The organism is Winogradskyella sp. (assembly GCF_965656915.1).
GTDB lineage: Bacteria > Bacteroidota > Bacteroidia > Flavobacteriales > Flavobacteriaceae > Winogradskyella.
In genome coordinates this window covers 1-5600 of sequence record NZ_CBFHMI010000090.1, presented here as the reverse complement: position 1 = coordinate 5600, position 5600 = coordinate 1, and the positions used below count along the sequence as shown (strand labels likewise).

Here is a 5600-nt window from a genome sequence, read left to right as displayed (position 1 = left end):
CTGTGACTATACCTAAGTAGTCTATTATTTTATAACCTTCTATTGAGTTTGTTGTCGTTAAAATCATATTTAATCTAAGTAAATGGTTGAGTTACAAATTTACTCTTCAGAATTTGGTTTTCCAACCATATAGAAATCTAAATGTTTCTTCACTAAGTCTGTGTTTTTGACTTTTACTATAACTTCATCTCCGAGTTGATACATGGTTTTGGTTTTTCTACCAATCATAGCGTAGTGGTCTTGGTCAAACTGGTAATGATCGTCTTTCATATCTCTAACACTCACCATACCTTCGCATTTATTAGCGATGATTTCTATATAAATTCCCCAATCCGTAACACCAGAAATCACTCCTAAAAATTCTTCATCCTGGTGGTCTTGCATAAAACGAATCTGCATGTATTTAATAGAATCACGCTCTGCCTTTGTGGCTAAATATTCCATATTACTACTATGGTTGCATTTTTCTTCATAAATATCTTCATTCGCAGATTTACCTCCATCTAAGTACTGTTGTAATAAACGGTGTGCTATTACATCTGGATAACGACGAATTGGTGAGGTAAAGTGACTGTAATAATCGAATGCTAATCCATAATGACCAATGTTATGGGTTGTATATTCTGCTTTAGACATGGTACGAATAGTAAGTGTATCTACCAAGTTCTGTTCCTTCTTCCCTACCACATCCGAAAGTAATTTATTTAATGACGACGCCACACTATTACGATCTCTAAAATTTAATTTATGTCCAAAGCGTCCGACAACGGTTTGTAATTGTGCCAACTTTGCTTCGTCTGGTTCATCATGTACACGATAGACAAATGTTTTTTGTGGTTTTTGTTTTCCAACAAACTCAGAAACTTTTCTGTTAGCTAATAACATAAATTCTTCGATTAATTTATTAGCATCTTTACTAGTTTTAAAGAAAACACCAACTGGATTTGCTTCTTCGTCTAAATTGAATTTTACTTCAACCTTATCAAAAGAAATTGCTCCTTCTCGCATACGTTGAGAACGCATTTTTTTTGCGAGTTCATCCATTTTTAAAATCGCTTCAGCTATGGCTTGATCCGTTTTATAAGGCTTTCCTGTTAATGATACATCTTGCGGAATATTATTAGTTTTAGATTCTATAACTGCCTGAGCTTCTTCATAAGCAAAACGTGCATCAGAATAGGTCACTGTTCTACCAAACCATTGGTCTTTAATTTCACATTTATCATTCATTTTAAACACTGCAGAAAAGGTATATTTTTCTTCGTGTGGTCGTAATGAACAGGCTCCATTAGATAAGCGCTCTGGTAACATAGGTACCACACGATCTACTAAATAAATAGAAGTGGCACGCTCATAAGCTTCATCATCTAAAACTGTACCTGGCTGGACATAATGTGATACATCTGCAATATGGATTCCTATTTCATATAAGCCGTTTTCTAAAACTTTAAAGGATAAGGCATCATCAAAATCTTTGGCATCTTTTGGATCTATGGTAAAGGTTAAATCTTTACGCATATCGCGTCGTTTAGCAATTTCTTCTGGTTTTATAGAAATATCTACGTTATTAGCATAGGTTTCTACCTCGTGAGGAAACTCTAATGGTAAGCCATAATCTGCCATAATAGAATTAATCTCTGTACTATGTTCACCAGGTTTACCCAATACCTTAATAACTCTACCGTTTGGCGAATCTGCTTTTTCTGGCCAATCGTCTAGTGATACCAAAACTTTATCACCATCTTCTGCTTTGTTAATTTTATTAATAGGTACAAAAATGTCTTTATACATCTTTGAGCTATCTGGTACAACAAAAGCAAAATTCTTTTTATCCTGAATTTGAATGGTACCAACATACTCGCTTTTTGCGCGTTTAATAATGTTGGTAATTTCACCTTCTTGTTTACCTCTGTGACGTCTTTTATAAGCATAGAATTCTACTTCATCTCCATCTAAGGCTTTGTTGATATTATTAGAGGCTATAAAAACATCGTCTTCAAAATCATCTGAAATAATATAACCATTGCCTTTAGAAGACATATCTAAAATACCTGTATGGTACTCTGTAGTTACAACAGCTTTAAATTTACCGCGTTCTACTTCTTCTATCTCTTGTTTCGCCTTTAGTTGGGCTAATTTTTTAATAATCTGATTGCGACTACTAGCGTCGTTAACTCCTAGTTTAGCAGCTATTTGTTTATAATTAAAAGATTTGTTGCGTTCTTTTTTTAAAATACTTAAGATTGTATTTGTAAGGTTAGAAATCTTATTGTTTCTAGATTTCCTTTTTTTCTTTCTTGTCATTTAATTTTTGTAATCATATTCTTTTCCTAAAAGTGTTAGGAATTCTTCATTTTTAACTTAATATAGGTGGAAGTGAAGATATTAAGTTTACTGCAAAGCTACACTATTAATATTTAATAGTGTTTAGTAAAGGTTAAATAAATGAAAAAGCGCTGTAAAATACACTTATCAACATATATATACATATAATCATTTTTCTTTAAAAATTTAAAAAATAAAATGATGGTTATTATAGTCTGTTAATAGTTGGTATAACTTTTTTGAGTTTTGTTTTGAGAAGTTGTAGTTTACATTTTATTACGCTTTAGTTAACATTAAATTTACACCTAACTATCTTATTTATAATGAAAATCTAAAAACTATAAACAGGTGTTAATAACCAATGTTAATAGTTTTAGATGATATGTTTTTTATTAAAACATGTTTATTTCAAAGTAAAATCTGTTTATAAAATCACTCCAAAAAAAGGACTAAAAAATTAGGTTATATAAATGCTATTTTGCTTTGAAAAATTAAATTGATATTCCTAATTTTTCTTTTTACGAGTTGTGAACAGTTATTAACAAGTACTCATTAATTTTAGTATTACTTATAAACACTTATTATAAATGCTCATAAAAAACATATTAATAAACTTAAAACTTATGGATAAGTAAGCTCTTATAAGTTATGCTTACTTATTAGCAATTATTAACTTTGTATTATACTAGGAAAATAAACAGATTGCCGCGCTTTGCTCGCAATGACACTAAAATTAAAACGATGAACATTTCAATAGGAAACGATCATGCAGGTCCAGATTATAAAGCAGCTATTGTAAAACATTTAGAAGCCAAAGGACACCGTATAACTAATTATGGAACCGATACTTTAGATAGTGTAGATTATCCAGATTTTGTACATCCAGTTGCTAAGGACGTAAATGATAATAAAGTAGATTGTGGTATTTTAATTTGCGGTAGCGCCAATGGTGTTGCAATGACCGCTAATAAATATCAAAACGTAAGAGCTGGTGTCTGTTGGACGAGTGAAATTACGGAATTAACCCGTTTACATAATAATGCCAATATTATTTGTATTCCTGCTCGTTTTACCTCAATTCCTCAAGCTATAAAAATGGTAGATGTATTTTTAAATACTGAGTTTGAAGGTGGTCGTCATCAAAACCGTGTTGACAAAATTCCATTTTCATGTTAGATGGGTCATTCGCACACTCATAATCATTCACATACGCAAGATCTTAATAGTCGTAATCTTTTAATTTCCATACTTCTTAATATAGCTATTACTGTAGCACAGGTTATTGGTGGTATTTTATCCGGAAGTTTAGCATTACTGAGCGACGCACTACATAATTTTAGTGATGTTATCTCCTTAGTTATTAGTTATGTAGCTAATAAACTTGTAAAGAAAAAAGCATCTTTAAAACGCACCTTTGGTTATAAACGTGCCGAAATATTAGCCGCTTTTATAAATGCAGCAACTTTAATTATTGTTGCTGTTCTTTTAATTATCGAAGCGATAGAGCGTTTTAACCATCCAGAAGAAATTGAATCTAATCTGGTTATTTGGTTATCTACAATTGCTATTTTAGGGAATGGGTTTAGTGTACTATTATTAAAAAAGAGTGCTAATGATAATATGAATTTAAAGAGTGCCTATTTACACCTGTTAACAGATATGATGGCAAGTGTAGCGGTATTAATAGGTGGTTTATTAATGAAATTTTATGAAATATGGTGGATAGATAGCGCATTAACGCTCGCCATCGCTATTTATCTGGTTGTAATGGGTTGGGATCTTTTAAAAAATTCATTTAATGTATTAATGTTGTTTACTCCACAGGCGACCTCTCTTAATGCTATTGTTGAAGATATTCAAAAGATTGATGTTATACAAAACGTGCATCACGTTCATATCTGGCAACTTAATGAAGACGAAATCCATTTAGAAGCGCATATAGATTTTAATAAAGATATAACACTATCTGAATTTGATGTTATTTTAAATGAAATTGAAGAATTAGTATATCATAATTACGATATTAACCACATTAATATTCAACCAGAATTTGGTAAATGTGATGCTAAAGATGTTATTGTACAAGATTGAAAACATCTTGTCATCCTTAGTTTATTTCAGGATCTTATAAAAGTAGAGTATGCTAAAAATAAAAACCAAAACATTCCAAGAATTAAGTACTAAAGAACTTTATGATCTTCTTCAACTAAGAAGCGAAGTGTTTGTAGTAGAACAAGATTGTGTTTATCAGGATATTGATGGGAAAGATCAAAAAGCTTTACATATTCTAGGGTATAAAGATGATGATTTAGTTGCTTATACACGCACTTTTAAACCAGGAGATTATTTTGAAGTCTCTAGTATTGGTAGAGTAGTGGTTAAGGACACTGAACGTTCTCACAATTATGGTTATGATATTATGAATGCTTCTATAAAAGCTGTAAAGAATCATTACAAGGAGAACCGTATTAAGGTGTCAGCACAAACATATTTGAAGCGTTTTTATAATAATTTAGAATTCTTCGAAGTAGGAGAGGAGTACCTGGAAGACGGTATACCGCATATAGCTATGGTTAGATCTTAGTTAGATCTTCTAGGCTTTATAATGCGAGTTACTAAAATTTCAACACGCCTATCTAATTCTGGTTCTCCACCTAAAGGATATTTTCGTTTGTGGCCCACAAATTTCATCCGATATTTTTTTACACCTTTCGTAGCTAGATAATCGTACACTGTTTTAGCTCTGGCAAGCGATAGATTTCGTTTTTTAGTCTTGCGGTCAATAGCATCTCTAGATCCATACGTGCAACAAACATGACCTTCAATGGTAAAGTAAATATCGGTGCGTTCTACTAGTATTTTAGCGATTTCATCTAGTTTATTTTTAGATTCTTTAGTTAAATAACTATAACCAGTTCTAAATAGAATATTTTCTAATTGAATTTTATCACCTTCTTTAAGATCACCTTTTAATAAGTCTGCTGTACTTTGTTTTTCAGGCTCTTCTGCTTTTACACGTGGAGGATCATACTGTTTTACAATGATTTCAACTTTACGATTTAGTCCTCTAATTTTATATAAGTCATTATCATTTATAACATTAAGAAGAATTTCTCCTTTTCCATCAACATTTGTAATAACAGATTCGTCAAACTCATTATTAGAAAATATTTCTTTAATTGCATCTGCACGTTGTTGAGATAAGACAAGATTATAGGAATCACTACCTCTATCGTCACAGAAACCATAGATAGAAATCTTTTCGATATCCATGT

5 protein-coding genes are annotated in these 5600 nt (G+C 31.4%); 3 read left to right on the top strand and 2 right to left on the bottom strand.

The window, feature by feature from the left end:
- Positions 1-99 precede the first annotated feature (99 nt).
- Positions 100-2304: a ribonuclease R gene (rnr, locus tag ACTG3Y_RS13085; protein WP_439153367.1), complete on the bottom strand. Its 2205-nt coding sequence runs from the start codon at positions 2302-2304 to the stop codon at positions 100-102.
- A 762-nt stretch (positions 2305-3066) separates the two neighbouring features.
- Between rnr and rpiB the strand changes: the two genes are divergently transcribed.
- From rpiB to ACTG3Y_RS13070, 3 genes are read left to right on the top strand one after another with little or no spacing between them, the layout of a single operon-like run.
- Positions 3067-3501: a ribose 5-phosphate isomerase B gene (rpiB, locus tag ACTG3Y_RS13080; RefSeq protein ID WP_439153366.1), complete on the top strand. Its 435-nt coding sequence runs from the start codon at positions 3067-3069 to the stop codon at positions 3499-3501.
- Positions 3502-4416: a cation diffusion facilitator family transporter gene (locus tag ACTG3Y_RS13075; RefSeq protein WP_439153365.1), complete on the top strand. Its 915-nt coding sequence runs from the start codon at positions 3502-3504 to the stop codon at positions 4414-4416.
- A gap of 49 nt (positions 4417-4465) precedes the next feature.
- Positions 4466-4909 (top strand): GNAT family N-acetyltransferase, encoded by a 444-nt coding sequence (locus tag ACTG3Y_RS13070; protein WP_439153364.1) that lies wholly within the window; start codon positions 4466-4468, stop codon positions 4907-4909.
- Here the strand turns inward: ACTG3Y_RS13070 and ACTG3Y_RS13065 are convergent.
- The coding region (locus ACTG3Y_RS13065) for an OmpA family protein (protein WP_439153363.1) at positions 4906-5600 on the bottom strand (695 nt) is incomplete at its 5' end. The two genes, ACTG3Y_RS13070 and ACTG3Y_RS13065, sit on opposite strands and share 4 nt — an antisense overlap.

Excerpts from the sequence above, each read along its gene's own strand:
- ACTG3Y_RS13075 (WP_439153365.1), top strand. The coding sequence starts at position 3,502 with ATGGGTCATTCGCACACTCATAATCATTCACATACGCAAGATCTTAAT.
- rnr (WP_439153367.1), bottom strand. The coding sequence starts at position 2,304 with ATGACAAGAAAGAAAAAAAGGAAATCTAGAAACAATAAGATTTCTAAC.
- rpiB (WP_439153366.1), top strand. The coding sequence starts at position 3,067 with ATGAACATTTCAATAGGAAACGATCATGCAGGTCCAGATTATAAAGCA.
- ACTG3Y_RS13070 (WP_439153364.1), top strand. The coding sequence starts at position 4,466 with ATGCTAAAAATAAAAACCAAAACATTCCAAGAATTAAGTACTAAAGAA.